At 67.1% G+C, this 24,458-nt stretch carries 23 protein-coding genes, 1 pseudogene and 1 riboswitch; of the genes and pseudogenes, 17 read left to right on the top strand and 7 right to left on the bottom strand.

Features of this window, described 5'->3' with window-relative positions; translation table 11 throughout:
* Positions 1–10 precede the first annotated feature (10 nt).
* The gene (locus D7D52_RS15840; protein ID WP_120737262.1) at positions 11–805 is read right to left on the bottom strand and encodes an alpha/beta fold hydrolase; all 795 of its coding nucleotides are present in this window, start codon (positions 803–805) and stop codon (positions 11–13) included.
* 81 nt (positions 806–886) lie between these two features.
* Between D7D52_RS15840 and D7D52_RS15835 the strand changes: the two genes are divergently transcribed.
* From D7D52_RS15835 to D7D52_RS15825, 3 genes and pseudogenes are all read left to right on the top strand, one after another.
* On the top strand, positions 887–1,315 hold the full coding sequence (locus D7D52_RS15835; protein WP_246023881.1) for a MarR family winged helix-turn-helix transcriptional regulator: 429 nt from the start codon (positions 887–889) through the stop codon (positions 1,313–1,315).
* Between the two features lie 518 nt (positions 1,316–1,833).
* Positions 1,834–2,909, top strand: a pseudogene (gene mraY / locus D7D52_RS15830) (phospho-N-acetylmuramoyl-pentapeptide-transferase).
* Positions 2,910–3,257: 348 nt separating this feature from the next.
* Entirely contained in the window at positions 3,258–3,503 is a 246-nt protein-coding gene (locus D7D52_RS15825; protein WP_120737260.1) for a DUF3017 domain-containing protein, read from the top strand.
* Between the two features lie 89 nt (positions 3,504–3,592).
* Here D7D52_RS15825 and D7D52_RS37765 read toward each other — a convergent pair whose 3' ends face one another.
* The 4 genes from D7D52_RS37765 to D7D52_RS15810 all read right to left on the bottom strand — a co-directional run bounded on the left by D7D52_RS37765 (position 3,593) and on the right by D7D52_RS15810 (position 7,481).
* Entirely contained in the window at positions 3,593–3,754 is a 162-nt protein-coding gene (locus D7D52_RS37765) for a hypothetical protein (protein ID WP_162958332.1), read from the bottom strand.
* A gap of 258 nt (positions 3,755–4,012) precedes the next feature.
* Entirely contained in the window at positions 4,013–5,176 is a 1,164-nt protein-coding gene (gene metX / locus D7D52_RS15820) for a homoserine O-acetyltransferase MetX (RefSeq protein WP_187703160.1), read from the bottom strand.
* Positions 5,173–6,522 carry a bifunctional o-acetylhomoserine/o-acetylserine sulfhydrylase gene (locus D7D52_RS15815; protein WP_120737258.1) on the bottom strand — a complete coding sequence of 450 codons (1,350 nt, stop codon included), beginning with the start codon at positions 6,520–6,522 and terminating at the stop codon, positions 5,173–5,175. Before D7D52_RS15815 ends, metX begins: the two co-directional genes overlap by 4 nt.
* A gap of 96 nt (positions 6,523–6,618) precedes the next feature.
* Positions 6,619–6,731: riboswitch (SAM riboswitch) on the bottom strand.
* Between the two features lie 12 nt (positions 6,732–6,743).
* On the bottom strand, positions 6,744–7,481 hold the full coding sequence (locus D7D52_RS15810) for a TetR/AcrR family transcriptional regulator (RefSeq protein WP_120737256.1): 738 nt from the start codon (positions 7,479–7,481) through the stop codon (positions 6,744–6,746).
* A gap of 137 nt (positions 7,482–7,618) precedes the next feature.
* Here D7D52_RS15810 and D7D52_RS15805 point away from each other — a divergent pair, with 137 nt between their 5' ends.
* The 10 genes from D7D52_RS15805 to D7D52_RS15760 all read left to right on the top strand — a co-directional run bounded on the left by D7D52_RS15805 (position 7,619) and on the right by D7D52_RS15760 (position 18,986).
* Positions 7,619–9,115 (top strand): MFS transporter, encoded by a 1,497-nt coding sequence (locus tag D7D52_RS15805; protein ID WP_120737254.1) that lies wholly within the window; start codon positions 7,619–7,621, stop codon positions 9,113–9,115.
* Between the two features lie 369 nt (positions 9,116–9,484).
* A complete protein-coding gene (locus D7D52_RS15800) occupies positions 9,485–10,702 on the top strand; it encodes an NADP-dependent isocitrate dehydrogenase (RefSeq protein ID WP_120737252.1) in 1,218 nt (405 codons plus the stop codon).
* A gap of 735 nt (positions 10,703–11,437) precedes the next feature.
* Positions 11,438–12,574, top strand: coding sequence for an MFS transporter (locus D7D52_RS15795; RefSeq protein ID WP_120744147.1), 1,137 nt, complete (start codon positions 11,438–11,440; stop codon positions 12,572–12,574).
* 48 nt (positions 12,575–12,622) lie between these two features.
* Positions 12,623–13,267 (top strand): TetR/AcrR family transcriptional regulator, encoded by a 645-nt coding sequence (locus D7D52_RS15790; protein ID WP_120737250.1) that lies wholly within the window; start codon positions 12,623–12,625, stop codon positions 13,265–13,267.
* Between the two features lie 169 nt (positions 13,268–13,436).
* A complete protein-coding gene (locus tag D7D52_RS15785; RefSeq protein ID WP_120737248.1) occupies positions 13,437–14,642 on the top strand; it encodes a lipid-transfer protein in 1,206 nt (401 codons plus the stop codon).
* Positions 14,643–14,728: 86 nt separating this feature from the next.
* Positions 14,729–15,190 (top strand): type II toxin-antitoxin system Rv0910 family toxin, encoded by a 462-nt coding sequence (locus D7D52_RS15780; RefSeq protein WP_120737246.1) that lies wholly within the window; start codon positions 14,729–14,731, stop codon positions 15,188–15,190.
* Positions 15,187–16,056, top strand: a complete 870-nt coding sequence (locus D7D52_RS15775) for a MaoC/PaaZ C-terminal domain-containing protein (RefSeq protein WP_120737244.1) — start codon at positions 15,187–15,189, stop codon at positions 16,054–16,056. The genes D7D52_RS15780 and D7D52_RS15775 overlap by 4 nt, the downstream gene beginning before the upstream one ends.
* A gap of 65 nt (positions 16,057–16,121) precedes the next feature.
* Positions 16,122–17,000 carry an SDR family oxidoreductase gene (locus tag D7D52_RS15770; RefSeq protein ID WP_120737242.1) on the top strand — a complete coding sequence of 293 codons (879 nt, stop codon included), beginning with the start codon at positions 16,122–16,124 and terminating at the stop codon, positions 16,998–17,000.
* A gap of 18 nt (positions 17,001–17,018) precedes the next feature.
* The gene (locus D7D52_RS15765; RefSeq protein WP_120737240.1) at positions 17,019–18,281 is read left to right on the top strand and encodes an acyl-CoA dehydrogenase family protein; all 1,263 of its coding nucleotides are present in this window, start codon (positions 17,019–17,021) and stop codon (positions 18,279–18,281) included.
* A gap of 264 nt (positions 18,282–18,545) precedes the next feature.
* The gene (locus D7D52_RS15760; RefSeq protein ID WP_162958331.1) at positions 18,546–18,986 is read left to right on the top strand and encodes a hypothetical protein; all 441 of its coding nucleotides are present in this window, start codon (positions 18,546–18,548) and stop codon (positions 18,984–18,986) included.
* A gap of 3 nt (positions 18,987–18,989) precedes the next feature.
* On the opposite strand, the gene D7D52_RS15755 is transcribed toward D7D52_RS15760, so the two are convergent.
* Together D7D52_RS15755 and D7D52_RS15750 are read right to left on the bottom strand one after the other, a co-directional pair.
* A complete protein-coding gene (locus D7D52_RS15755) occupies positions 18,990–19,808 on the bottom strand; it encodes an SAM-dependent methyltransferase (RefSeq protein WP_120737236.1) in 819 nt (272 codons plus the stop codon).
* A gap of 104 nt (positions 19,809–19,912) precedes the next feature.
* Positions 19,913–20,767 (bottom strand): alpha/beta fold hydrolase, encoded by an 855-nt coding sequence (locus tag D7D52_RS15750; RefSeq protein WP_120737234.1) that lies wholly within the window; start codon positions 20,765–20,767, stop codon positions 19,913–19,915.
* 69 nt (positions 20,768–20,836) lie between these two features.
* Between D7D52_RS15750 and D7D52_RS15745 the strand changes: the two genes are divergently transcribed.
* The 4 genes from D7D52_RS15745 (at position 20,837) to D7D52_RS15730 (ending at position 24,422) form a co-directional block, all read left to right on the top strand.
* The gene (locus tag D7D52_RS15745; protein WP_120737232.1) at positions 20,837–21,643 is read left to right on the top strand and encodes an exodeoxyribonuclease III; all 807 of its coding nucleotides are present in this window, start codon (positions 20,837–20,839) and stop codon (positions 21,641–21,643) included.
* Positions 21,640–22,125, top strand: a complete 486-nt coding sequence (locus tag D7D52_RS15740) for a guanyl-specific ribonuclease (protein ID WP_120737230.1) — start codon at positions 21,640–21,642, stop codon at positions 22,123–22,125. The genes D7D52_RS15745 and D7D52_RS15740 overlap by 4 nt, the downstream gene beginning before the upstream one ends.
* Entirely contained in the window at positions 22,125–22,637 is a 513-nt protein-coding gene (locus tag D7D52_RS15735) for a barstar family protein (protein WP_120737228.1), read from the top strand. The genes D7D52_RS15740 and D7D52_RS15735 overlap by 1 nt, the downstream gene beginning before the upstream one ends.
* Before the next feature lie 114 nt (positions 22,638–22,751).
* On the top strand, positions 22,752–24,422 hold the full coding sequence (locus tag D7D52_RS15730; protein ID WP_120737226.1) for a phospholipase C: 1,671 nt from the start codon (positions 22,752–22,754) through the stop codon (positions 24,420–24,422).
* Positions 24,423–24,458 lie beyond the last annotated feature (36 nt).

The raw sequence follows: 24,458 nt of genomic DNA, 5'->3' as shown, positions 1-24,458 counted from the left end.
ATCGTGGTCCTCACTTCGAGATCTCGAGGTCGAGGATCGCGCCGAGCAGTTCCTCGGGTGTCTCGGCCTGCGGCAGATGGCCGGTGCGGGGCAGCAGCGTGAAGACCGCGCCGGGAATCGCTGCGGCATAAGCCTTTCCGTACTCCGGGCCGACCATGCGGTCGCTCTCACCCCACAGCACGTGTACCGGCACCTGGATGCCGGCCAGGCGTGCGGCCAGGGTTGGGTCGGTCATGGTCGGGCCGGTGTAGCCGATGAGCGCCTGCACGTCCGGGCTCGGGCCGGTGCCGCCGTCGGGCGCGACCGGCGCCTTGCTCGGGTTGTGCCAGGACAGTGCGCGGATCTCCTCGATCGACATGTCGCGCACATCGGTCATCGGGTGGCCTTCGACCTCGATGCCGATCCCGTCGATGATCACCGCGCCGCTGACTCGCGGGCTGGCCTGCAGGGCGATCTCGGCGGCCAGCCAGCCGCCGAAGGAATTGCCGATCACGGTCACGTCGGCGAGGTCGAGGCGGTCGAGCAGTGCGACATAGGCGCGGGCCAGGGTGGTGACGTCGGTCAGCCCGGCGGCTTTGGGGGTGCCGGAGAAGCCGGGGTGGGTGGGCAGTAGCACGCGGGAGTGGGTGCGCTCGGCCAGCAGGTCGGCGAATCCGGCCATGGTCGGGACTCCACCGCCACCGTGCAGCAGCAGGAAGGGCCGGGTGCGGTCGCGGTCGGCGACGGTGATCTCGAGATCACCTGCGAGGGTGTGAGTTTCGGTGATGACGGGCCGGAGGGTGCCGACCGGAACGGGAGTGCTCATTGTCGTTCTTTCTGCGCTATCAGTGATGTAAGTAACCTTATATAAGGAATCTTATATAAGCAACTTTCTCGGATCGTTAGAATGAGCGTCATGACCTATCGCCCGGCCGAGGTGGGCCTGTCCGTCAAGCGGCTGCAACACCGCCACCACCGCGCCATGAACCAGGCCCTGGCACCGCTGGGTCTTTCCCTGGTGCAGTGGGACACGTTGCGTCATCTGCACCGCAACCCGGATGCCTCGTTGCATGATCTGGCGGTGCTGACCTTCCAGACCGATCAATCGTTCGGCTCGCTGGCCACCCGGATGGCCGATCGCGGACTGATCGAGCGCATCCCGGGCCCGGGTCGCGCTGTCCGCCACCGGCTTACAACGCAGGGCGAGCGACTGCGCGCCGAGGGCCAAGCGATCGTCGACGCGATCCTGAAAGAGTCCTTCCACAGCCTGTCGTCCGCCGAACTCGACCAGCTGGGAACGCTCCTCGACAAAGCCCTCGGACCCGAAGCGGGTTAGCGCCGACCACACGCACCGTCGGTCGGGATGCCTGCCGCGGCGGGGTGGCCAGGCAATGCTCTCCGCGGCAGCCAACACGAAGTTGAGCACCCTTCCGCCCCTGAAGTGGAAGTCCGGTGCGGCGGTCAACGTGGTGCTGGCCGCTGCAGGGATGCCCCGAACCCGCCTGCGCCGGACTACTCCGGCTCCGGAGCCGAGTAGTCCGCAACTTATGCGTTCAACGCCACCGAGAAATCGAGCAGCAAAGACTTAGGCGATACGGCAACGGCCGGGTGTGCTTACCGCATCCGGCGACGCACGCACATGCCGCATACCGCGCTGACCGAACAGGCCAGCGCGATGGCGTTGAAGATCAACGGGCTCAACGCCGCTCGGCTTTCGGCGGTGCTTACTAGCCGATTACAGGCGGGTGTCTCTGACTGGCCGCGCATCCACCTCCTACGCCTCGCTAACAATCATGACGCTTGTGCCATGTCGGATTGGCTGGGCCACATGGCTCGGTAGCGGATCGGGGGCGGATGAGTCAGATCCTGTTTGCGGTAGCGATTGCCCTGGTGGTGTCGATCACCTTGACGCCGTTGCTGGTTCGCTTCTTCAGCCGGGCGAAGATGGGTCAGGAGATTCGTGCGGAAGGCCCGGCAAGCCACCAGGCGAAACGTGGCACGCCCACGATGGGCGGCATTGCCATCGTTGCCGGTATGTGGGCCGGTTATCTGGGGTCGCATCTGATCGGGTTGCGCTACGACCGCGCCGGGCGTGACGGCTTCGGGATTGCTGGTGCTCGGATTGGCCACAGCAATGGGAGTGGTCGGGTTTCTCGACGACTTCATCAAGCTGTACAGACGCCGCAATCTCGGTCTCACTGCGAAGGGCAAATACGTCGGCCAATTCGGTGCCGCGATCGTTTTCGGCATCCTCGCCTTGCGGTTCCCTGATAGCACCGGGCTGACCCCGGCCAGTCGGCACATCTCGATCATGCGAGACCTGAGCTGGTTGTCGCGTGCCTGTGCTGTTCGTGCTGTGGGCGTGTTTCCTGGTGGCCGCGTGGTCGAACGCCGTGAACATCACCGACGGACTCGACGGGCTGGCCGCCGGGTCCATGGCCCTGACCCTGGGCGCCTACGTGTTGATCACGTTCTGGCAGTACCTCAACGCCTGCACCACTCGCCCCGGCGCCGGCTGCTACACCGTGCGCGACCCGCTGGACCTGGCGCTCATCTGCGCCGCGACCGCGGCGGCGTGCGTGGGCTTTCTGTGGTGGAACGCGGCTCCGGCGAAGATCTTCATGGGCGACACCGGATCTCTCGCTCTGGGTGGACTGCTCGCCGGATTGTCGATCACGACTCGTACGGAACTGCTGACGGTGGTCATCGGCGCCTTGTCCTGCGCCGAGATCCTCTCGGTGCTGTTGCAGATCGTGGTGTTCCGCAAAACCGGTCGACGGCTGTTCCGAATCGCGCCGATGCACCACCACTTCGAACTCGGCAGCTGGCCCGAAACCACTGTCTCCATCCGCTTCTGGCTCCTTGCCGGATTGTCGGCGGCCGCGGGGCTGATGCTGTTCTACGGCGAGCACCTCTCCGTGACGGGCTGACGCCGAAACACACTCATCTGCCGCTTACACGGCTGCTCGGACGTGGCCGTTCCGAGCGCAGCGTTCGTTCGATGTGACGATGCACGCCTTATGCGGTGCTTGGGCCATTTGTCGGAGGGAGATCCGGTTGGAGCTGCGTGGGCTGGCCAAACCGTGATCGTGCCTGGCCCAGGCTGGCGCTTGTGGTCGGTGTTGTGTGAAATTGGATGTTCGGTTCGAAGAACACGAGATGGAACACGGGGTCCAGCATCTCAGACGGGCGGTTAAGCTCGTGCGGTGAGTTCAGCGCATGCCGCATCCGAGAGTCGTAGCAGTCGCGCGGGGGGATCCGTTCAGGACAATTTGCCTATGTTGCTGGTGGTGGCGGTGCTGGGGGCGGCCGTCGTGTTTCTGGCGTTGGAGCATTGGCGGCTTGGGACGTTTCTGCTCGGTGGGGCCGCGCTGCTGGGGGCGGCGTTGCGGCTTGTTGTGCCGACCGAGCGGGCGGGGCTGCTCGCGGTGCGGGGCAAGGTGTTCGACGTCGCCTGGCTGACGGTGTTGAGCGGCGCGATCATTGTGCTGGCCGCGACCATCAACAGCCTCGGCGTCACGTAGACGGCCGGGGTCGGGGCCGCGACCGGGGTCGCGGCGCTGAGAATCGTGATCGGGGGATGCCGCCGGGGTCGGCGGCTGGACGGGATGGGCTAGACCGAGGTCATACGGCGGCCCAGTTCCCGGCGGAGCACTTCCTGGTCCGGCAGTCGGTGTAAGACGCGGAGTATGGCCGGGCGGAGTTCACGCTGCTCGTCCTCGGAGAGCAGCTCGACGAGATCGCGGAGATCCATTTCATCGAATGCGGCGGTCATGTCAGACAGATTACGACCGCGCGGGCTCGAGCACACGTATTCGGCGGCACCGGTTACGGAGGTGTCATCCTCGCGAAACCGGAAGGGCGTCACGACAATTCACGCGAAACAGGCACGATACCTGGGGTAACGCGCCACCCGATGAGGCAGCGTAATTGCAGCGGTCGGGCAGCGCTGGAGCCCGCCGGTGCAGTGCCCGGACGCCCGTCGGTGCGGTGCCTGGACGCCCGTTAGCGCAGCGCCCGGACGCCCGCGGGTTCAGTCCCCGGACGCCCGCCGGGCGCGCGCCAGCTCCATGGTCTCGACCACGAGCTTGCCGACCGCCTCGAACTCGGTGAGGAAACCGTCGTGGCCGTCTCGGGAGTGGATGATCTCCAACCCCTTGGCCCCGGGCAGCAGCTCGGCCAGCTCCTGCTGGGTGCGCAGCGGGTAGAGCCGATCGGAGTCGACGCCGCCGACCACGCACGGCACCGGCGTCGAGGCCAGCGCCGCCGCGACGCCGCCGCGCCCGCGGCCCACGTCGTGGCGGTTCATGGCCTCGCTGAGCAGCACATAGGTGGCCGGGTCGAAACGCGAGATCAGCTTGTCCGCCTGGTATTCCAGGTAGCTCTGCACCGCGTAGCGCCCACCCGCCCAGGGGTCCTCGTCGCCCTGGGCGTGGTTCTCGAAGCGATGATCCAGCTCGGATTCGGTGCGGTAGGTCAGATGCGCGATGCGCCGGGCGATCCCCATGCCGGCCATGGGCGCGCGCCCGGTGCCGTGATAGTTGCCGCCCTGCCAGTTCGGATCGGCCTTGATGGCGGCCTGCTGGGTGGTCTGGGTGCCGATCTGATCGGCGGTGGCGCGCGCGCCGACCGCCAGCACCAGCGCGGCGCCGACGCGGTCGGGACTGCCGACCATCCACTCCAGCACCCGCATGCCGCCCATCGAGCCGCCGACCACGGCGGCCAGCCGCTCGATGCCGAGCAGCTCGAACAGCTTGGTCTCCGCGGTCACCTGATCGCGAATCGAGATCTCGGGAAACCTTGCGCCCCAAGGCTTTCCGTCCGGTGCCAGCGAGGCCGGCCCGGTGCTGCCCTTACAGCCGCCCAGCACATTGGTGGCGATGACACACCATTCGCGGGTGTCCATCGGGGCGCCGGGGCCGACGATGCCGTCCCACCAGCCGGGCTGGCTGTGGTGCACGTCGGCGGGGCCGACCACATGCGAATCACCGGTCAGCGCGTGCTCGACGAGCACCACGTTGTCCGCGTGCTCCGACAGTTCGCCCCACCGTTGCACGGCCAGCGTGACATCGGGGATGACGGCTCCGGATTCGAGCTCGACGTCCCCGATGGCAATGCTCGCGAGCGTCCCGTCCGGCGGCGGCAGCAACAGCTCGGCCGCGTGACGGGACGTCCTCGATTCGATGTTCACGGTCAACTTGCCGCCGCCGTCAGTCCGGCGCGCAGATCCGCCAGGATGTCGCCGATGCCCTCGATACCCACGGCCAAACGCACCAGACCAGGCGTGACGCCGGAAGCCAACTGCTCGGCGGGCGTCAGCTGGGAGTGCGTGGTGGAGGCCGGGTGGATGACGAGCGAGCGCACGTCCCCGATGTTAGCGACATGGCTGTGCAGCACCAGCGCCTCCACGAACTTCTTGCCGGCGTCCACGCCGCCCGCCAGTTCGAAGGACACGATGGCGCCGACGCCCTTGGGTGCCAGCTGTTTGCCACGCTCGAACCACGGGGAGTCGGGAAGCCCCGCGTAGTACACCTTCTCGACGCCCGGCTGCCCGGCGAGGAACTCCGCGACCGCCTGCGCGTTGGCCACGTGCCGCTCGACGCGCAGGCTCAGCGTCTCGATGCCCTGCGCGATGAGGAAGGCGTTGAACGGCGAGACCGCCGCGCCCAGATCGCGCAGCAGCTGCACGCGGGCCTTGAGCGCGTAGGCGGGCGCGCCGAGATCGGCGAAGACCGCGCCGTGGTAGCTCGGATCGGGCGTGGTGAAGCCGGGGAACCGGGACTCGCCCGCCGCGTCGCGCACCGTCCAGTCGAAACCGCCGCCGTCCACGATCACGCCGGCGACCGCCGACCCGTGGCCGCCCAGGTACTTGGTGGCCGAATGCACGACGATGTCCGCGCCCAGCTTCAACGGCTGGATCAGGTACGGGGTGGCGACGGTGTTGTCCACGATGAGCGGCACACCCGCCGCGTGCGCGACCTCGGCGATGCCCGGGATGTCGAGGATCGAGCTGCTCGGATTGGCAACCGTCTCACCGTAGAACGCCTTGGTGTTGGGTCGCACGGCCGCGCGCCACTGCTCGAGATCGTCGGGATCGGCGACGAAGCTGACCTCGATGCCCAGCTTGGGCAGCGAGTAGTGCAGCAGGTTGTAGGTGCCGCCGTAGAGGTGCGGGCTGGCCACGATGTGGTCGCCGGCCTGCGCCAGATTCAGGATCGCGTAGGTTTCTGCGGCCTGTCCGGAGGCCAGCAGCAGCGCCGCCACACCGCCTTCGAGGGCGGCGATGCGCTGTTCCACCGCGTCCTGGGTGGGGTTCATGATCCGGGTGTAGATATTGCCCGGCTCGGCGAGCCCGAACAGCGCGGCGGCGTGATCGGTGTCGCGGAAGGCGTAGGAGGTGGTCTGGTAGATGGGCAGGGCGCGGGCCCCGGTGGCCGCATCGGGCGCCTGGCCGGCGTGAATCTGCTTGGTCTCGAAGGACCAATCGGCCGGATCGAGGGTGCCGTCAGCCGCAACGGCCGCGGGCGCGGTCGAGTCACTCATGGGTTCTGCTCCAAAGACAAGGTCGCCGAATGGCGGAAGTTTGACGTTATCGAGAGGCGAATGGGCTTCGACAACAACACATTTCGGTAGACCTCCTGGTTGCGCTTGCGTTCGGCCTTCGAACGCCCGGTCTGCACCCGGAAGCACCCCACCGCAGCTGGAGGGTTGCCGATCAGCAAGCCGGGGCCTTGTCGCTGATGCTCTTGACCTGATTCGAGATTCTAACGGGCTGCGGCGGCACTCTCGGAAGTGGGGCTCGCCACAGTGGATCCGCAGCAGACGCGCCGGAATTCGGTGAAGGCGGCCAGCACGCTGTCGGCCAGCGCCTGTGCGGTGGCGGCGGTGGTGCAGTCCGGGAACTCGGATTCGTCGTCGAATTCGCACTCCATGCCCACCCGCACGATGCCGTGCCAGGTGGCGGCGATGAGGCGCACGGTGAGGTGATCCTCGGACAACCGCAGGCGCTCGGCCAGCACGGTGGTCATGGCGCGGGTCTTGGTGTCGGCCGATTCCATGCTGAGCGCGCGCACCGCGACACTGTCGCGGGAGATGCGCTGCATTTGCTGGAACCACCGAAAGGGCACCGGCGCATCGGCTTCGATGATCCGGTTCACGACCGAGAGGAAGGCGTCGAGCAACGCCTGCAATTCGTCGCCGGTGATGGGCTGCGCGCGCAAGGCCTCGGCGAGGACCTGACCCATCCCCTCGATGGGGGCGATGACGATCGCCTCCTTGCTGTCGAAGTACCGGTTCACGGTGCGCGGCGACACGTCGGCGGCGTCGGCGATCTGCTCCACGGTGGTGGCGTCGAAGCCCTGCTCATCGCACAGCCGCAGGGCGACGTCGATGATCCGGTCGCGGGTCTGCTGCTTCTTGCGCTCACGCAGGCCGGGGCGGTGTTCATGGGCGCCGGGGCGGTGACGCGAGATCACACCGATGTGACTTGACAACTCCGACATGTCTCCATCCTAAGCCGTTAACGGTCCGTCCTGTCCCATTATGACAACTGTCGCAGTGCGACAAATTTCCCTTGACGCCAATTGTCGGTGGGGGCCACTATGGTGGAGCTGTCTTCGAACTCCAAGAGGAGAAGCTCATGACCGTAGCGACGGACGCTCTCGGTACAGACGAAAAAGCAAGTCCCGCAAAAGATTCCAGGCGCTGGTTCGCGCTCGCCGTGATCGCCATGGCGCAGCTCATGGTCGTCCTGGACGCCACCATCGTCACCATCGCCATGCCGTTCGCGCAGCAGGATCTGCACATCAGCGACGGCGACAAGCAGTGGATCTTCACCGCGTACACCCTGATCTTCGGCGGTCTGCTGCTGCTCGGCGGCCGCCTGGCGGACTACCTGGGCCGCCGCCGCATTCTCATGGTCGGCCTGGTCGGCTTCGCGGCCGCCTCCGCGCTGGCCGGTCTGGCGCAGAACCAGGCCGAACTGTTCGCGGGCCGCGCACTGCAGGGCGCGTTCGGCGCGCTGCTGGCCCCGGCCGCGCTGTCGCTGGTGTCGGTGACCTTCACCGAGGCCAAGGAACGGGCGCGGGCGTTCGGCGTGTTCGCGGGCGTGTCCGCGGCCGGCGCGGCGCTCGGCCTGATCGCCGGCGGTGCGCTCGTCGAATACGCGAACTGGCGTTGGTCGCTGCTGGTCAACACGCCCGTCGCGCTGCTGGCGCTGGTCGGCGCGTTCGCCTTCGTGATCAAGGACGTGCCCACGCCCCGCACCGGCGGCTACGACCTGCCCGGCGCGATCACCGTCACCCTCGGCCTGATCTCCATCGTCTACGGCTTCAGCCGCGCGGCCTCCGACGGCTGGACCGCCTCCGCCACGCTGGCCTTGTTCGTGGTGGGTGTGGCGCTGCTGGCGGCGTTCGTGGCGATCGAACGCCGGACCGCGAATCCGCTGCTGCCGCTGCGCATTCCGGGTGAGATCAACCGCGGCGGCTCGTATCTGATCGCGCTGCTGGTGCCGATCGCGATGTTCGCCATGTTCCTCAACCTGAGCTTCTACCTGCAGATCGTGCAGCACTACTCGGCGCTGAAGACGGGTGTGGCGTTCCTGCCGTTCCCGGCCGGGATCGTGGTGTCGGCGGGCATCGCCTCGGCGGTGCTGCCCAAGATCGGGCCGCGGCCGCTGATGCTGGCCGGTTCGGTGCTCGGCGCGGCGGGCCTGCTGTGGCTGTCGCGGCTGGAGTTCGGTGACAGCTATGCCGCCGCGCTGCTGCCGGCCATGATCCTGATCGCGCTGGGCATGGGCTTCCTGTTCGTGTCCATGCAGACCACCGCGCTGCATCAGGTCGACGCCGAGGACTCGGGCGTGGCCAGCGCGCTGCTCAATGCCGCGCAGCAGGTGGGCGGTTCCATCGGCACCGCGCTGCTGACCACCATCTCGGTGCAGGTCGCCGAGCGGTACGTGCGCAACAACGGGGCCATCGATCACGTGATGCAGCGGGCCTCGGTGCACTCCTACGATGTGGCGTTCCTGATCGGTGCGATCTTCTTCCTGCTCTGCATTCCGATCGCGGCGTTCATGGTTCGGGACAAGCCGGAGAATCTGCTCGAAGGCGACGAGCACACCGTGCACGTGGGCGTCTGAGCCCGGCCTCTCGGGGCGGCCGAAGAATATATTCGAGGGCCACGGCGACAAACATTCCGCAGCGCGCGGGTGGGGGTTGCCGTGGCTCTCGGCTTTTCGCATGCTGGGAAGTGCGGAAAGTCACCCGAAAAGCTACTTATCGGTAACCGCACTGAATTCCCGCACAGCGGGGGCCGCCCGCGCGGTGAGATCGATAGCAGCAGTACGCTTGTCTTGCTTGACGCCACAGCGTACGTGGACTTGGCACCACAGGTCCCGTGCCGAGCGCCATGCGTATACGTTGTCTGTTGAACAGCTGGGGTCCGCTACAAGCGGTGCTCACCGGCCGTGCAATGGGAGCACCACCTTCCTAGGAGGACACGAAGATCCATGTCCAAGATCAAGGTTGAAGGGACCGTCGTCGAGCTCGATGGCGACGAGATGACCCGGATCATCTGGCAGTTCATCAAGGACAAGCTGATCAATCCGTATCTCGATGTGAACCTCGAGTACTACGACCTCGGCATCGAATACCGGGACAAGACGGATGATCAGGTGACGATCGACGCCGCCAACGCCATCAAGCAGCACGGCGTGGGCGTCAAGTGCGCGACGATCACCCCCGATGAGGCCCGCGTCAAGGAATTCGGACTGAAGAAGATGTGGCGGTCGCCCAACGGCACCATCCGCAACATCCTCGGCGGCACCATTTTCCGCGCGCCGATCATCATCTCGAATGTTCCGCGTCTGGTTCCGGGCTGGACCAAGCCGATCATCATCGGCCGTCACGCCTTCGGTGACCAGTACCGCGCCACCGATTTCAAGGTGCACCAGGCGGGCACCGTCACCCTGACCTTCACGCCGGAGGACGGCTCCGAGCCGATCCAGCACGAGGTCGTCCGCATGCCGGAGGACGGCGGCGTGATCATGGGCATGTACAACTTCCAGGAGTCCATCCGGGACTTCGCGCGGGCCTCGCTGAATTACGGCCTGCAGCAGAACTACCCGGTGTACATGTCGACGAAGAACACCATCCTGAAGGCCTACGACGGCATGTTCAAGGACACCTTCCAGGAGATCTACGAGACCGAGTTCAAGGACGAGTTCGACGCCGCCGGGCTCACCTACGAGCACCGTCTCATCGACGACATGGTCGCCTCCGCGCTCAAGTGGGAGGGCGGCTACGTCTGGGCCTGCAAGAACTACGACGGCGACGTGCAGTCCGACACCGTGGCGCAGGGCTTCGGCTCGCTGGGTCTGATGACCTCCGTACTGCTGACCCCGGACGGCCGCACCTGTGAGGCCGAGGCGGCGCACGGCACCGTGACCCGCCACTACCGCCAGCACCAGCAGGGCAAGCCCACCTCCACCAACCCGATCGCCTCGATCTTCGCGTGGACGCGTGGCCTGGCCCACCGCGGCAAGCTGGACAACACCCCCGAGGTGATCGGCTTCGCCCAGACCCTCGAGGATGTGGTCATCAAGACGGTCGAGTCCGGCCAGATGACCAAGGACCTCGCCCTGCTGGTCGGCGGCGACCAGGGCTACCTCACCACCGAGGAGTTCCTCGGCGTCCTCGACGCCAACCTCGCGCGCGAACTGCGCTAGAGGATTCGACCCACTCTTGGGGATCTCAGGGGCAAGCCCCTGAAACCCCGCTGGGAAGGGCGTTCCCTGAGGGTTCCGAGAGTTGGATTACCGCGCCGACGAACGTGAACAGCGCGAAGCGGTGAAGATGGGGCCGGGACCACAGTCCCGGCCAGAACCATCCACCGCGCCACACGGGCACCTGCCCCCACCTGAACCGGGTGGGAGAGCGGGTGCCCGAACTGTTTCCGGCCCCGTAGCCCCGCGCGCCACCACACGCCCCGCCGGCCATGCGGCGTTCGATCATGAAACGGTCACGATCGAACCGAGACCATGAGTCGTCTCGCCGCGGCCTGCGAGGGGTGGGCCGCGGCGCGGCAATGGGTGCTGTCGCCCAGGGGAGCTCCGGGAGGCTGGAGAGCGTGGAATCAGGCAGTGCTCCAGCGGATTTCGGCCGCCGCAGAGTCGGCAGGTGTCGGGAACCTTGTCTGTGGCGGCCCACGCGGCGGTGGAGTCGAAGTCGATGCTGCCACCCGAGCGCCCGTCTGGGTTCGGGGCGGGGGAGTGGTGTGGGCCTCGGGGCGGGTTGGGCGGTGAGTGAAATCACCGGGGTGGGTGGTATCGCGGGGGTTCGCGGGTGTGTTGCGCTTGGTTGTGCCTGAATTCGCTTCTGCTGTCAGTACTGCGACCACGGCCGGCGTAAGGGGATCGGAGCCGGGTGGGGTGGCGGGTCGTACCAGCTGGCATGTGCCCGCGATGTTGGCGTTGGCGCTGGGCGGGTTCGGGATCGGGACTACCGAATTCGTCACCATGGGGTTGCTGCCGGATATCGCGGGGTCCATGCGGGTGTCCGAACCGGCTGCGGGGCATATTGTTTCGGCGTATGCGCTGGGGGTGGTGATCGGGGCTCCGGTTATCGCCGCGCTGTGTGCGCGGGTGCCGCGGAAGCGATTGCTGATGGTGCTGATGGCCGCTTTCGCTCTGGGCAATGCCGCGAGCGTGGTCGCGCCGAATTTCGCGACGTTGACGGTGGCGCGGTTCGTGTCCGGACTGCCGCACGGGGCGTATTTCGGGGTGGCGTCGCTGGCGGCGGCGTCGCTGGCGCCGGTGGGGCAGCGGGCCAAAGCGGTTGCGGCCGTTATGCTCGGGCTGAGCGCCGCCAATGTTGTCGGCGTTCCCGCCGCGACCTGGCTGGGTCAGCATCTCGGCTGGCGGGACGCCTTCGTCGTGGTCGCGGTGATCGGGGCCGCCACGGTGGTCGCCATCTCCCGTTTCGTGCCGGAGCTGCACGGCGTCCGAATGACCGATCCGCGAACCGAATTGACGGCGCTGCGCCGCCCGCAGGTCCTGCTGACGCTGCTGGTCGGCGCGGTCGGGTTCGGCGGCATGTTCGCCGTCTACACCTACATCACCACCACTCTCACCGATGTGGCCGGATTGCCGGTCGCCCTGGTGCCGCTGGTGCTCATGCTCTTCGGTCTCGGCATGGTGGCGGGCAATATCCTCGGCGGCGTGCTGGCCGACCGCGGCGTGGATCGCGCCATCTTCGTCTCGATGCTGAGCATGCTGGTCATTCTCGCGGGATTCGTTGCGGCGGCGCACAATCCGTACACCGCCGCGATCGGCGCGTTCCTGGTCGGGGCGTCCGGCGCCTCCCTGGCCCCCGCCCTGCAGACCCGCCTGATGGATGTGGCTCACGATGCGCAGACCCTGGCCGCCGCCCTCAATCACGCCGCCCTCAATATCGCGAATGCCTCCGGGGCGTGGCTGGGCGGTCTGGTGATCGCGGCCGGCATGGGCTACACCGCCCCGGCCGCGGTCGGCGCGGGCCTCGCCGTGCTGGGCACCCTGCTGTTCGCCGGCACCACCGTGCTGGCCCGCGCCTCCCGCTGATCGGCGGGCGTGAACATACACGGGTGTATGTAAGTGTAAGATCCTGGCATGACCAGCTCCGCCGTCTCCAAACAGCCGCGCCGCACCCAGGAGCAGCGCAGCAGCGAGACGCGCACGCGCCTGCTGGACGCCACCATCGAATGCCTCGTCGAATTCGGTTACGCCGGCACCACCACGCCGCGGGTGGCCGAGCGCGCGGGCGTGACCCGCGGCGCGCAGGTGCATCATTTCGGTTCGAAGACCGATCTCGTGGTGGCCGCGGTCAGCCATCTGGCGCAGCGCCGCACCGAGGCGGCCATGCAGGAGATCAATCGGATGCGCGCGGGCGGTGATCCGCTGGGCACCGCACTGGAATTCATGTGGGAGCTGCATCAGGGCCCGCTGTTCATCGCCGCCGTCGAATTGTGGGTGGCCAGCCGGACCGACCGGATGCTGGCCGCCGAGGTCGAGAAGGTCGAGCCGTTCGTCAACAACGCTGTACTGCTGGCGGTCGCCCAGCTGGTGCCGAACGAGCTCTATCGCAAGAGCGTTCGCGATTTCGCCTACACGGCCATGGATACGCTGCGCGGAATCCTGGTGAGCAACTTCATCTCTCCCGATCCGGAGCGGGCGCATCGCCGCTGGCTGCGGGCTTCGGCGCAGCTGCGGCTGGCCGCCGACGCCGGGATGCCCGGCATTCCCCTCGTCGACTGACTTCCGCGAGCCCGCCGCCCAGCCGCGTTCGATACCGACGCGGCTGTATGTGCCGTTGCCCGGTCCCGACCTGTTGATCTTGTCGTTTCGACACGGATTCGCCGTACCCTCTTGCCGACTTACATACAGCTTTGTATGTTTGTTTACGCACACCTACCTGAGGAGTTCGATGACGAACAAGGTCTACGTCGTCGGCGTCGGCATGACGAAGTTCGAGAAGCCGGGCCGGCGCAAGAACGAAGACGGCAGCGACTGGGACTACCCGGACATGGCCCGCGAGTCCGGGACCAAGGCCCTCGCGGATGCCGGAATCGACTACCGCGAGGTCGAGCAGGCCTACGTCGGCTACGTCTACGGTGAATCCACCTCCGGTCAGCGCGCCGTCTACGAGCTGGGCATGACCGGCATCCCCGTGGTCAACGTCAACAACAACTGCTCCACCGGCTCGACCGCGCTCTACCTCGCGGCGCAGGCGATTCGCGGCGGGCTGGCCGAGTGCACGCTGGCGCTGGGCTTCGAGAAGATGCAGCCGGGTTCGCTCGGCTCCACCTGGGACGATCGCGAACAGCCGATGGGCCGCCACATCATGGCGCTCGCGGAGATCTCCGAGGTGCTGTTCCCGGTGGCCCCGTGGATGTTCGGCGCGGCCGGGCGCGAGCACATGAAGAAGTACGGCACCACCGCCGAGCACTTCGCCAAGATCGGGTACAAGAACCACAAGCATTCGGTCAACAACCCGTATTCGCAGTTCCAGGACGAGTATTCGCTCGACGACATCCTGGGCTCGCGCATGATCTACGACCCGCTGACCAAGCTGCAGTGCTCGCCCACCTCCGACGGTTCGGGCGCGGTCATCCTGGCCTCCGAGGAGTTCGTGGACCGCCACGACCTGTCGCGGCAGGCGGTGGAGATCGTCGGGCAGGCCATGACCACCGACTTCCAGTCCACCTTCGACGGCAGTGCCAAGAACCTCATCGGCTACGACATGAATGTCCAAGCCGCCGAGAAGGTTTACGCGCAGGCGGGGCTGGGCCCGGAGGACTTCCAGGTCATCGAGCTGCACGACTGCTTCTCCGCCAACGAGCTGCTGCTGTACGAGGCGCTCGGGCTGGCCAAGGAGGGTGAGGCCGGGCACCTCATCGACACCGGCGCGACCACCTACGGCGGCAAGTGGGTCGTGAACCCGTCCGGCGGGCTCATCTCCAAGGGACATCCTTTGGGCGCAACGGGTTTGGCGCAGTGCAGCGAGCTCACCTGGCAGCTGCGCGGCACCGCCGACAAGCGACAGGTCGACAACGTCACCGCCGCCCTGCAGCACAATATCGGCCTCGGCGGCGCGGCCGTCGTCACCGCCTACCAGCGCGCGGACCGCTGACCCATCGACGATCTCCGGCCGCCACCCCGCGGCCGGAATGCTGACCACCCCTTCAATCTCCCTCTCCGCGAGAGTTAGGCAAACCCATGGGACACATCGAAGCTTCCAAGGACCTCAATGCCACCCCCGACGGCCTGTGGGCCGTCGTCTCCGACCCGCAGACCTGGGACAAGTGGTTCTCCATCCACGAGCGCTGGATGGAGGAGCCGCCGGCCGTGCTCGCCCCCGGCGCGAAGCTGACCGCCAAGATCATGATGCTCGGCATGGCCAACAAGATCGAGTGGGTGGTCGAGAGCGTCGACTCCCCGAACAAGCTGGTGCTCAGCGGCACCGGCATGGCGGGGGTCAAGGTGCAGTTCTCCTTCGACATCACCCCCGAGGGCGAGGGCAGCAAGTTCTCGGTCTCCGGTGATTTCGAGGGCGCGCTGATCAAGGGCGCGCTGGGCAAGGCGGTGGAGAAGGATGGCCTCGCGCAGCTGGACAAAACTCTCGCCGCGCTCGACGCCCTCGCCTCGGCGGCAAGCCGCGTGGAGGAGGAGGCGAGATGACTTCGACGGCAGTCGAATTCGACAAGTCCGGGCTCGACAACTGGTCGGACGAGGAACCGTTCGAGGTCACCCGCGAACGCATCGCCGAATACGCGGCGGCCACCAACGATCCCATCCCCGCACACGTGAAAGGCGATGTCGCCCCGCCGATCTTCGCCATCGTGCCGGTGTTCGACGCCATGATGGTGCCGGTCATCGACGTGGCGCCGATGAGCATCTTCGGCCGGGTCGTGCACGGGGAGCAGGACTTCCACTTCCACCGGCCCATCCGGCCCGGTGACAAGCTGGTGTCCCGGGCCAAGGCCATCGGCTACGAGGGCAAGGACAATGGCTCGACCATCACCATCCTCATCGAAAGTCGTTCCGAGGACGGCGAACTGGTCAACGAGCAGTACCTGACCGCGTTCTTCCGCAATGTCGACGCGGGCGAGCGGGTCGGCGACCGCGCCCCGGCGCACCGCTTCGATCCGGCGCTGCTGGAGCGGGAGCCGCTCGCCACGGCGGCCGCGCACGTGGACGCCGATCAGACCTACCGCTACGCCCCGGCCTCGGGTGATCCGGTGCCGTTGCACCTCGACGAGCAGGTCGCCAAGGACGCCGGGCTGCCCGGCATCATCGCGCACGGCCTGTGCACCATGGCGATGTCGTCGTGGGGTGTGCTCACCCAGGTGGCGGGCTCGGATGTGGCTCGGCTGCAACGGTATGCGGTGCGCTTCTCGAAGCTGGTGTTCCCGGGCGACGATCTGGAGACCCAGATCTGGAAGGTCGGCACCGAGAACGGTGTCACGACCTACGCCTTCCGGACCGTGCGCGGTGACGACACCGTGCTCGGCGACGGGCTCGCGGAAATCGCCGACAACTCCTGACCTCCCGTGCCCGCCCGCGGTGGCGGGCGGGCACGGGCCAATTCCTTGTGTAGAGGAGATATTTCATGGGTGCACTCGACGGACGGGTCGCCATCATCACCGGGGCCGGTCGCGGGATCGGCCGCGAGCACGCGCTGCTGTTCGCGCGCGAGGGTGCGGCGGTCGTGGTCAACGATCTCGGCGGCAGCAATGCCGGTGAGGGCACGGACGCGGGTCCGGCGCACGAGGTCGTGAACGAGATCGTCGCCGCAGGGGGGCGCGCGATCGCCAACACCGACAGCGTGGCCGACTGGCAGGGCGCGAAAAACCTGGTGGATCAGGCGGTTTCGGAGTTCGGCCGCCTCGATGTGGTGGTGAACAACGCGGGAATCCTGCGCGACGCCTTCCTCGCCGGCATGGACGAGACCCAGTGGGACGCGGTGATCGCCGTGCACCTCAAGGGGCACGCGGCGGTGCTGCGGCACGCGGCCGCGTATTGGAAGGAGCAGTCCAAGGCCGGGAATCAGCCGGTCGCCGCGGTGGTCAATACCGCGTCGGCGTCGGGCGTCACCGTGCCCAATGCCGGGCAGGGCAATTACGGTGCGGCCAAGGCCGCGATCGCCGCGCTGACCCTGGTGGCGGCCGACGAGCTGTCCCGCTACGGCGTGCGCGTGAACGCCATCGCGCCCATCGCCCGCACCCGTCTCACCCTGGCCACCCCGGGCATGGGCGAGATGATGGCGGCGCAGCAGGCGGGGCTCGAGGACGGCGAGTTCGACGCCTTCAGCCCGGCCAATATCTCCCCGCTGGTGGCGTATCTCGCCACCGAGAAGTGCCCGATCACCGGCAAGGTGTTCGCGGTGCAGGGCGGCGCGATCTCCGAGCTGGCGGGCTGGCACGACGTGAAGACCATCGAGACCGAGGGCCCGTGGCTGATCGACGATATCGCCGGGCGACTGCCGTAATCAGAAAGGCGGACAACGATGTTCGAATGGTCCGAGACCGACGAGCTGATTCGCGGAGCGGTCCGCGGGTTCATCGACAAGGAGGTGCGCCCGCATCTGGACGCCCTCGACAGCGGTGAGATGCTGCCCTACCCGATCATCCGGAAGCTGTTCGCCGAGTTCGGCATCGACGCGCTGGGGTCGGAGTCGATCGGCAAACTGCTGGCCCGGCAACGCAAGCGGGAGGAGGCGCTCGCGGCCGGTGAGCCGCTGCCGGAGAAGAAGAAGTCCACCGGCGAGGGCGGCGCCTTCGCCGGACAGGAATCGCTGATGGCGGTGCTGGTCAGCGAGTTGTCCGGGGTGTGCATGGGGCTGGTCACCGCCATGGGGGTGAGCATCGGTCTCGGAGCCACCACCATTCTCTCGCGGGGCACGCTGGCGCAGAAGGAACGCTGGCTGCTCGACATCGTGACCATGAAAAAGGTTGCGGCGTGGGCGATCACGGAACCGGATTCGGGATCGGACGCGTTCGGCGGCATGAAGACCTACGTGCGCCGCGATGGGGACGACTACATTCTCAACGGCCAGAAGACCTTCATCACCAATGGCCCGTACGCCGACACCGTCATCGTCTACGCCAAGCTGGACGAGGGCGACGGCGGCGACAAGCGCGACCGCAAGGTGCTGACCTTCGTGCTCGACAAGGGCATGGAGGGCTTCACGCAGGGCAAGCCGTTCAAGAAGATGGGCTTGCACGCCTCCCCGACGGGTGAATTGTTCTTCGACAATGTGCGATTGGGCCGCGATCGGCTGCTCGGCGAGACCGAGGAGCACAAGGGCGGTGACGGACGGGAAAGCGCCCGTTCGAGTTTCACCGCCGAACGCATCGGCGTCGCGTTCATGGCGTTGGGCATCGTGAACGAATGCCACCGGCTCTGTGTGGATTACGCCAAGACCCGCAAGCTGTGGGGTCAGGAGATCGGCCGTTTCCAGCTGGTGCAGCTCAAGCTGGCCCGGATGGAGGTCGCCCGGATCAACGTGCAGAACATGGTCTTCAACGCGCTGGAACGCTCGGCCGCCGGCAAGCCGCCGAGCCTGGCGGAGGCGTCGGCCATGAAGTTGTACTGCTCCGAGGTCGCCACCGAGGTGGCCATGGACGCGGTCCAGCTCTTCGGCGGCAACGGCTACATGTCGGAGTATCACGTCGAACAGCTGGCCCGCGACGCCAAGTCGCTCATGATCTACGCGGGCAGCAACGAAATTCAGGTCACCCACGTGGCCAAGGGCCTGCTCGCCCACTGAGGCGCGCACATCGGGAGTGACAACGACGTCACCGCACCGGGCCGCGGAGCACCTCGTTTCGCGAGGGTCTCCGCGGCCACGGGCGGTGTCTCGAGCAACCCGAACCAACGGGACAATCCGGTCGAAATCACCGATCTGCTCAGCGATTTCAACGGCAGCGTCGGTGCGCAACCGTGAGATGAAGCCGGATAGCTACTACCTCGCAATCGAATCGCAACCGCCGGAGGGCTGCAATCCTTACCGCCGCGGACCTAGCCTTGTCGGGTGGCTGAACCGAGACCGGAGGACTGGGGAGAACCACCATCGCTCGTGCGCCTCGCGGGCCTGCTCGTCGTCGGCGAGGGCCTCGCGGGCGCGGCACTGGCGATTCGCTCGATGACCCGCCCCCCCAACGGATCCTCGGCGCTGGAACTGGTCGTGGCCGCCACCGCCCCCGCCCTCCTGGCCATCGCCGCCGGCGCGGCCCTCTACCGAGGCCGCTGGTGGCCCCGCACCCCGGTGACCATCACCCAAATCCTGCTCGCCCCCCTCGCCGTCGCGAACACCTTCTCCACCCCCCTCGGCCTCCTCCCCCTGATCACCGTGGCCCTCATACTCATCGGCCTCTACTCCCCACCCAGCAACCGCTGGATGAACCACGCCTACGACCTCACCCCACCCCCGGCGCCGATGCCGTTTCGCCTGGGCGGCAACCAGATCGAGTAGTGCTCAGGGTTTGCGGGAGAGGGCGGCGGAGATGAGTTGTTCCCAGACGCTGAGGTCGTGGTGGTCGCTGCCGATGCGGGGGACGCCTTCGGCGGTGGGTTCGGGGCGCCAGAGGGCGCAGGGGACGAGGCCGGGTTCGAGGATTTCGAGATCGCCGAAGAGGGCGAGGATTTCCTCGTCGGTGCGCCAGCGGCCGCGGCCGAAGGTGGCCTGCAGCTTCTGTTCGGCGACCCGGGTTTCCTCGTTGAAGCCGGAGCGGAAGTGGGAGATGTAGAGCATGCTGCCGGAGGGGAGCTGGTCGGCCCAGTAGCGCACCACCTGCTCGGGCTTCTCGTCATTGTTGAGGTGGTGCAGGATGGCGCTGAAGATGACGGCGACGGGCCGGTCGAAGTCGATGAGCCGCAACACTTCCGGATGATTGCGAATGGTCTCGGAGTCGCGCAGGTCGGCCTGGATGACGGAGGTGTTCTCGTCGGTCTCCAGCAGGGCGCGGCCGTGGGCCAGCACGATCGGATCGTTGTCGATGTAGGCGACGTGCGGGGCGGGCAGCTGCCGCTGCGCCACCTGATGCACATTGTCGGCGGTGGGCAGACCCGAACCGATGTCGATGAACTGGGTGATGCCGCCGCGGGCGATCTCGCCGACGGCGCGCACCAGACAGTTGCGGTTGGAGTGGGCGATGTCCACCGACCCGGGCAGGTCCTTGAAGAAGTAGTCTCCGACCTCCCGGTCCACGGCATAGTTGTCCTTGCCGCCCAGGAGATAGTCGTATACCCGGGCGATGCTCGGCTTGGACTGATCGACCTGCGGTTGTTGCGTCATTCCACACTCCCCTGATCGAGGGACTCCGTTGTGGAAGTAATCCTATGTAAGAGAAGGTGTTCCGGCGCCTCGTTCCCGGTAACGCATCAGGTGCCGGAGGCCGTTCACACGGCGCGCAGCCGGGTGCGGCTGGCGTAGACGTGCTCGGCGATCAGGGTGGCGATGCGATCGGGGGCCTCGAGCATGGGCACGTGGCCCACGTCGTGCACGAGGATGCGATCCGCGGACTCGGGGAGTTCCTCGAGGAAGCGGCGGGCGAAGGTGCGGTTCGGGATGATCCGGTCGTTTTCGCACATGAGCAGCCGCACCGGGGTGCGCAGCGTGGCGAGATTCTCCAGGGCCGGGAAACGCAGGCCGCTCACCAGCATCGGCAGCATGGCCTTGCAGTGCATGGCCGAGGTGATCGCCGCCTCCAGCCCCGCGCGCGAGGCCGCCGAGGTGTTCTTGGTGAGCAGCAGCGCCACCGCCTGCCGAACCAGCCCGCTGTAGGCGATGTAGTCCGGCAGATGTTTGCCGATTTCCACCAGCGGCACCAGCGACAGGAACTTCAGGCCGACCCGAAACTGGATGGCCGAGGGCGTTTGCCAGCCGCCGGCCGGAGCGATCGCGGTCAGTGTGCGGGCGCGCCCGCGGCGCGCCAGTTCGAAGCCGACCCAGCCGCCGAGCGAATTGCCCGCGATATGGCAGGTGCGCCAGCCCATCTCGTCGAGCTGGTCTTCTACGCGATCGGCAAGGGCACTGACATCGAGATACCAGCCCTCGAAATCGGGTCCGCCCCAATGCCCGGTGAAGGCGGGAGCGAACACTTCGCAATGGCTCGCCATGCGCTGCGCCACCTGTTCCCAGCAATGCGGGGACATCATGAATCCGTGCAGCAGGAGCAGTGGTTCGCCGGAGCCGGTGTGGAGGGCGCGCATGGGCGCGGGCGGGGCGGTGGGCCGGGTGGTGCCTGACGTCATCGTCGTCACCCCTTCCTGGACCTCGATGTCCGTGAAGAGAGTCGGTAAGCCGCATTGTACGGTCGTGAAGTGGCGAAAATCATCAGTACGTGCAACGTCAATGGAGTGCGCGCCGCGTCGGGCAAGGGACTGCTCGAATGGCTGGCCGCGACCGAGGCCGATATCGTCTGCCTGCAGGAGACTCGGGCGACCGATGAGCAAACCCGTAGCGCGCTAGCGCCCGCCCTGGACGCCGGATGGTTCCTGAGCCATGCCGAGCCGGGTCTCAAGGGGCGTGCGGGCGTGGCGATCCTGTCCCGCAAGGAACCCGACGCGGTGCGCGTCGGCGTCGGCCTGCTCGACGGCGAAACCTGGTCTCCGGTCCCGGAATTCGCCACCCTGGGCCGGTACCTCGAGGCCGACTTCGACGACCTCACCATCGCCAGCGTCTACGTCCACACCGGCGAGGCCGACACCCCGATGCAGGACGAGAAGTACCGCTTCCTCGACGCCATCGGCGCCCGCATGCTCGCGCATCCCGGCGAGTTCGTGATCATGGGCGACTGGAACATCGGGCACACCGAACTCGACATCAAGAACTGGAAGGGCAACGTCAAGAACGCGGGCTTCCTGCCGCAGGAACGCGCCTGGGTGTCGTCCATGCTGGCCGCCGGCTACCGCGACGTGGTCCGCGATCTGCATCCGGGCGTCCCGGGACCGTACTCCTGGCACTCCTACCGCGGCCGCGCCTACGACAACGATGCCGGTTGGCGGATTGACTATCAGCTCGCGCGCGGCGATATCGCCACCCGCGCCAAGCAGGCCGTGGTGGAGAAGGCCGCCACCTACGCCGAACGCTGGTCCGATCACGCGCCGGTGACGGTGCAGTACCGATGAACGCCTCCAAGAAGACGCGCGCCTGGCTCACGCTGGGCGTCGCGGTGCTGTTGTTGCTGGCGGCGTTCGTGGCCAATCGGGTGAGCGAGCATCGGGACACCAACGGGGGCAAGGCCGTCGCGAGCTCGACGGTGCAGACCACGGCGAAACCGGGTGGCGCCAAACCCGCGGATCAGTCCGTCGCGCCGTCGAAGGCGCCTGGCGTGCCGGATCGCGCCTACGAGACGCTGGTCGAGATCGACGCCGGGCGCTGGCCCGGCTCGGCCAACGCGCCGGGCACGCACGGTGGCGACCCTTGGAACAATCGGGATGGTCAACTGCCGCGCAAGGATTCGTCCGGTAAGGCCATCAGTTATCAGGAGTGGGACGTCAATCCCAAGCAGCCGGGGCAGACCCGCGACGCCGAGCGCATCATCACCGGCAGCGACGGGTCGGCGTATTACACGGGGGACCACTACCAGACCTTCACGAGGATGCGCTGATGACCGAGCCGATGCCGCTGTCGCAGTTCCTCTCCGCCGCTTCCGATTCCGCCGATCACGCCACGCGGCGGACACCCGCACCGGTGCTGGGCGTGCTGCCGATCGGTGCGGCCGAATTCTCCGGTGTGCGTTACCGCATTCCGGACGGATACCTCTCGCGTGAACTGCGCGGTCGCAAGATGCGCACGGTCGCAGGGGTTTTCGACGAGTTCGCCGCCGCGTTCCAATTCCCCTACTACTTCGGGGAGAACAAGGACGCGTTCGACGAATGTCTGCGCGACCTCGACGATTTCGTCGGCCCGGCGCGCGGATACGTGGCGGTCGTCCGCAATGCCGCGCTCATGCTCGACGAACAGCCGGGGGAGCGAGCGTGGTTCGCCGCGGCGATGGACGACTGCGCGGCGTCGTGGGCGCGGCGCGGCATTGTTTTCCGGGTGGTCCTGCAAGACGCCACTCCGCCCGGAATGTCCGTTTCGCCATTGGTTTTGGACCCCGCGCCCCGGGAATCGTGATTCACCGGAGTTTCCTCTCCCGTTCACCTGCGGTCGAACAAACTGGTCAGTGACGCTGAAATGGTCTCGCTATGTGATCGCGGCCGACGCGATCCGGATCGACCTGGAGGTTCCATGCCCGCCTCGGCTCGTCGCCGTCGCCCACGCCCGGCTGTCGCCCGCGGTCGCCGCTTCGGTACCCGAAGCCGCGCCGCCGCAGCGTTCGCCGCGCTGGTCGCGTTGAGCGCCACCGCGTGTTCGTCGTCGTCCGACAAGGCGGCCAACGCGGACACCGACACCGCGACCCCGATCAAGCACGTGGTGGTGATCTTCCAGGAGAACATCTCCTTCGACCACTACTTCGGCACCTACCCGAACGCGGCCAACACCGACGGCACCAAGTTCACGGCGCTGCCGAACACGCCGAAGGTGGACGGCCTCACGCCGGACCTGCTCACCAAGAACCCCAACAAGGCCCAGCCCGTGCGGCTCGGCGGCCCGGATCAGCAGATCACCTGCGATCAGGACCACGAGTACAAGGACGAGCAGCTCGCCCTCGACGGCGGCAAGATGGACCAGTTCGTCGAGCACACCAACGTCTCCGAGGGCAAGGCGTGCAAGCAGCCCACCTACGGTCCGCAGGGCCTGGTCATGGGCTACTACGACGGCAATTCGGTGACGGCGCTGTGGAATTACGCGCAGCACTACGCCATGAGCGACAACTCCTGGACCACCACCTTCGGCCCGTCCACCGTGGGCGCGCTGAACCTGGTCGCGGGCCAGACCCACGGCGTCACCAAGATGGAGCCGCCCAAGCCGGGCCAGCCCTTCCCCGCGGACACCGTGCTGCCCGATGCCGGCAACGGCCAGGGCACCGTGGTCGGCGACCCGCAGCCCTACGGCGACGACTGCTCCAACCGCGACACCGTGCAGCTGTCCGGCACCAACATCGGTGACCTGCTCAACAAGAAGAACGTCAGCTGGGGCTTCTTCCAGGGCGGCTTCAAGCCGACCGACACCAAGGACGGCAAGGCCGTCTGCGGGGCGACCCACAATGTCGGTGTGGCACTGGGCGGTACGGGCGCCAAGGACGGCAGCCCCAAGGGCTGGGACACCAAGGGCGACTACATCCCGCACCACGAGCCGTTCCAGTACTACCCGTCGACGGCCAACCCGCATCACCTGCCGCCGACCTCGGTCGACAAGATCGGGCAGACCGATCAGGCCAACCACCAGTACGACCTGACCGACTTCTGGGCCGCCGCCGACAAGGGCAACCTGCCCGCCGTCAGTTATCTCAAGGCCGCCGGTTACCAGGACGGGCACGCCGCCTACTCCGACCCGCTGGACGAGCAGCAGTTCCTGGTGGAGACCATCAACCACCTGCAGAAGCTGCCGGAGTGGAAGGACACCGCGGTCGTCATCGCCTACGACGACTCCGACGGCTGGTACGACCACGCGGCTCCCAAGCTGGTCATGAACTCCGCCTCCGAGCAGGACGGCTACAGCGGCGCCGGCACCTGCGGTGACGCCAAGGCGAATCCGGCCAAGTACCAGGGCCGTTGCGGTTACGGCCAGCGGGTGCCGCTGCTGGTCATCTCGCCCTACGCCAAGGCCAACTTCGTCGATCACGGCGTGACCGACCAGGCTTCGGTGCTGAAGTTCATCGAGGACAACTGGAAGACCGGTCGCATCGGCGACGACTCCTTCGACGAGCGGGCGGGCACGCTGGACGCCATGTTCGACTTCAAGACCGCCGCCCAGCCCGCGCTGGCGCTCGACCCGAAGACCGGCGCCGCCGGCTGATCGCCGTGTCGTGACCGCCCGGCCTGTCCGTACGGA

Source organism: Nocardia yunnanensis (assembly GCF_003626895.1).
Lineage (GTDB): Bacteria > Actinomycetota > Actinomycetes > Mycobacteriales > Mycobacteriaceae > Nocardia > Nocardia yunnanensis.
The sequence above is the reverse complement of the archived record's forward strand: the minus strand, read 5'-3'. Positions and strand labels throughout refer to the sequence as shown.